This is a genomic window from Myxococcota bacterium (genome assembly GCA_035498015.1).
Classification (GTDB): Bacteria; Myxococcota_A; UBA9160; order SZUA-336; family SZUA-336; genus VGRW01.
Genome location: DATKAO010000210.1, coordinates 1 through 3,709 on the forward strand (window position 1 = coordinate 1; position 3,709 = coordinate 3,709).

A 3,709-nucleotide genomic window follows, 5' to 3' on the forward strand; every position below is an offset into this window, starting at 1 on the left:
AGGCCGTCGAGCCCGCGCGCGTAGGCGGAGTACGTGTGGTAGACCACGCCGTCCTCGAGCGCGAACGCGCTCATGCCCGGCCGCTCGCGCATGTAGGTGGCCGCGTCGGTGCCGGAGCTGGCGGCTTGTCTCTGGACTCCCGCCGGGGCGGGAGCCGTGCCCATAGGAATGGCGCTGCGCCGGAAGTTGTATTCGTAGTCACCCTTGCGCTGCTGGTCTTCGGTGATCGAGACGTTGAAGTCGAAGTTGAAGTCACCGGAGAGCGAAGACGCCCACGGGAACGTCCAGCCCATGCGCCGTTTGTACGCCGCCAGCTTCGCGAGCGGCGTGCGTGAGACCGCCGCGAGCGTCACGTCATGGTGCGCCAGGTGCACGGCGAAGCCGTTGAAGCCGTCGGCGATCGCCGAGCACGACGGACACCCCGCCGTGTAGGCGGACCCGAACATGAAGTGGTAGACCAGGAGCTGCGAACGCCCTCGGAACAGGTCCGCGAGCTGCGCGGGCCCGTCGTCGGTCTCGAAGCGGTACTCCTTGTCGACCCGAACCCACGGCAGCTCCATCCGCCGCTGCGCCAGCTCGTCGCTGCGCCGGGTGAGCTCCTTTTCTGCATTCAAGAGCTCGAGCCGTGCATCGAGCCATTCCTTCCGAGAGCCCGTCTTGTGTGTCGTCATTGCGTCGATCTCCTCTTCATGGAAGACGGAGACGGGTAGCTGCATGCGACGGGCCGAGGGAGTGACAAGTGTGGCGGGATTCCGATGGACTCGCTGATCACGGCGGCGGCGCGCGCGCTCGCGGCCGGCGACCCGCTCGGCGCGCTGAACCGGGTCGCCTTGCGCGAAGATGCGCCGGCGCTCGCGCTGCGGGGAATCGCGATGGCGCAGCTCGGCGACCTGGCCCGGGCGCGGGCGCTCGTGCGCCGGGCGGCGCGCGCGTTCGGGCCGAGGGAGGCCGTGGCGCGCGCGCGCTGCGTGATTGCCGAGGCCGAGATCGCGCTCGCCTCGCGCGACCTGGCCTGGCCCGCGAAGGCGCTCGAAGCCGCGCGTGAGTCACTCGAAGCCCACGGCGACCGGCTGAACGCGGCCCACGCGCGGGTGCTCGAGATCCGGCGCCTGCTCCTGCTGGGGCGCCTGGACCAGGCCGACCGCGCGCTCGCCGGGCTCGACGCCGCGCCGCTCCTGCCCGCGCTCTCGGCCGCGCACGAGCTGGCCGTGGCCGGTATCGCCCTGCGCCGCCTGCGCACGAGGGCCGCGCGCGCGGCACTCACCCGGGCGGCACGCGCCGCGCGGCAGGCCGCGATTCCGGCGCTTCAGGCCGAGGTCGAGCTCGCGCGCCGAGCGCTCGAGACACCCGCGGCCCGGCGCATCGCGCGCGGCGAGGAGAAGCTGTTGCGGCTCGATGCCGTCGAGGCGCTCTTGGCCTCGAACACGCTCGTGATCGACGCGTGCCGCCGCGTCGTACGCGACGCACACCACCAGGTACTACTCACGACCCGCCCCGTGCTGTTCGCGCTGGCTCGCGCGCTGGCCGAGGCCTGGCCCAACGACGTGACCCGAGCCACGCTGCTCGCCCGCGCGTTCGGCGCCCGATCGGCCGACGCCTCGCACCGCGCCCGCCTGCGCGTCGAGATCGGGCGGCTGCGCAAGATGCTGCGCCCGTTGGCCGCAGTGACTGCCACGGCAACAGGCTTCGCGCTGGTGCCCCGCCATGCGCGCGAAGTCGCGGTGCTGGCGCTGCCCAGCGAAGACGAGCCCGCCCCCGTGCTCGCCCTCCTGTCCGACGGTGAGTCCTGGTCGACCCAAGCCCTGGCACTGGCCCTCGGCGCCAGCCAACGCACCGTTCAGCGCGCGCTGCGAACGCTCGCCGAAGCCGGCAAGGCGCAAGCCTTCGGCCGCGGCCGCGCACGGCGCTGGATCACGCCGCCGGTCCCCGGATTCACGACCCAGTTGTTACTCCCCGCTCCGCTCCCCGGTGACTAGGATCAGCGCCATGACACACACCCCAGCCGAGATCCTTCGCGAATACGGCCCCTTCCCGGGCATCGACCACGTGCACGGCGTCAGCTTCGACGGCCAGCACGTGTGGCTCGCCGCCGGCGACTCACTCCAGGCCCTCGACCCCGAGAGCGGCAAGATCGTGCGCTCCATCCCCGCCGTCGCGCACGCCGGCACCGCGTTCGACGGCCAGCACCTGTGGCAGATCGCCGAAGACCGCATCCAGAAGATCGACCCGAAGACCGGCCGCGTGCTCGCCACCATTCCCGCGCCCGGCGGCGGCACCGACTCGGGTCTGGCCTGGGCCGAAGGCACGCTCTGGGTGGGTCAGTACCGCGCGCGCAAGATCCACCAGATCGACCCCGAAACGGGCGCCATCCTGCGCACGCTCGAATCGAACCGCTTCGTCACGGGAGTCACCTGGGTCGACGGCGAGCTCTGGCACGGCACCTGGGAAGGCGACGAGAGCGACCTGCGGCGCATCGATCCGCGCACGGGCGAAGTGCTGCAGAAGCTCGACCTGCCCCCGGGAGTCCCCATGTCAGGGCTCGAATCCGACGGCGCCGATCGGTTCTTCTGCGGCGGCTCGAAGACCGGGAAGGTGCGCGCCGTGCGCCGGCCGCGGGCCGTGTCGGAATCGCGCCCCGCCAAACGTCGTACCGGTGGAGGAACACCGAAATGATCACCGTCACCGCGTTCAAGTGGGTGCCCCCGTTCGCGCGCGGCCTGGTGCGCGACCTGCGCGTGCGCTGGGCGCTCGAAGAGGCCGGAATCCCGTACAAGACGCGCCTCATCGGCCCCGACGACCAGGCCTCGCCCACTTACCGCGCACAGCAGCCCTTCGGCCAGGTGCCCGTGCTCGAGGAGAACGGCCTCGCGCTGTTCGAGTCGGGCTCGATCCTGCTGCACGTGGGCGAGCGCAGCGAGACACTCCTGCCCAAGGACCCCGGCGCCCGCGCGCGCGCGATCACCTGGGTGTTCGCGGCGCTGAACTCGATCGAGACCGTGGTCCAGCCGCTGGTGGGGATCGACCTGTTCTACGAAGGCCAGGAGTGGGCGAAGCTGCGCCGGCCCGAGGCCGAAGCGGCGGTGAAGCGGCGGCTCTCGGAGCTCGCGGAGTCACTCGGCACGAAGGAGTATCTCGACGACCGTTTCACGGCGGGCGACCTGATGATGACCACGGTGCTGCGGCTCTTGCGGCACACGCCGCTCGTGAAGGCGGAGCCGCGGATTGCGGCGTTTCAGGAGCGGTGTGAGAAGCGGCCGGCGTTCCAGCGGGCGCTGGAGGGCCAGATGACGGACCTGGGAGTCAGCTGAAACACCGTGCAGTTGCGCATCGAGCGGGCGTAGAATCATGGGACCATGCCGTCTCGAGCTCACACCGTGCTGGCGTCCGTCCTGCTCACGATCGGCCTCGGGTCACGGGCCCACGCGGGTGACCTGAAGGCCGTCCAGCACGGCACGACCCTCAAAGTGACCGGTGACATGGGCGGCGCGACCGCGAACTTCACCGGCATTCCCGACGGCGACTTCCTGCCGGTCGAAGGCTTCGTGGGGATCGCTCCCACGGGCGGCACGACCGTGAACGGACAGACGGCGACTGCCACGTTCAGCGGAGTCCAGACTCTTCACGTCTTCCTCGGCAGCGGCGAGAACCACATCCAGGTCGCCTCGTTCAACCTCGTGGGTGACTTGACCCTGAAGGGCGGGCGCGGAGT

The 3,709-nt window shown here is 71.0% G+C and carries 5 protein-coding genes; 4 read left to right on the forward strand and 1 reads right to left on the reverse strand.

Going from position 1 to position 3,709, the window contains the following annotated elements; genetic code table 11:
- Nucleotides 1-671: DUF899 domain-containing protein (locus tag VMR86_18525; GenBank protein ID HTO09052.1), on the reverse strand; the 671-nt coding region annotated here is incomplete at its 3' end.
- A gap of 84 nt (nucleotides 672-755) precedes the next feature.
- On the opposite strand from VMR86_18525, the gene VMR86_18530 reads away from it, so the two are divergent.
- The 4 genes from VMR86_18530 to VMR86_18545 form a co-directional block, all read left to right on the forward strand.
- Nucleotides 756-1,976: a helix-turn-helix domain-containing protein gene (locus VMR86_18530; protein ID HTO09053.1), complete on the forward strand. Its 1,221-nt coding sequence runs from the start codon at nucleotides 756-758 to the stop codon at nucleotides 1,974-1,976.
- A gap of 10 nt (nucleotides 1,977-1,986) precedes the next feature.
- Nucleotides 1,987-2,673 (forward strand): PQQ-binding-like beta-propeller repeat protein, encoded by a 687-nt coding sequence (locus tag VMR86_18535; GenBank protein HTO09054.1) that lies wholly within the window; start codon nucleotides 1,987-1,989, stop codon nucleotides 2,671-2,673.
- A complete protein-coding gene (locus tag VMR86_18540) occupies nucleotides 2,670-3,308 on the forward strand; it encodes a glutathione S-transferase family protein (GenBank protein ID HTO09055.1) in 639 nt (212 codons plus the stop codon). Before VMR86_18535 ends, VMR86_18540 begins: the two co-directional genes overlap by 4 nt.
- Before the next feature lie 45 nt (nucleotides 3,309-3,353).
- On the forward strand, nucleotides 3,354-3,709 hold a 356-nt coding region (locus VMR86_18545; protein HTO09056.1), incomplete at its 3' end, for a hypothetical protein.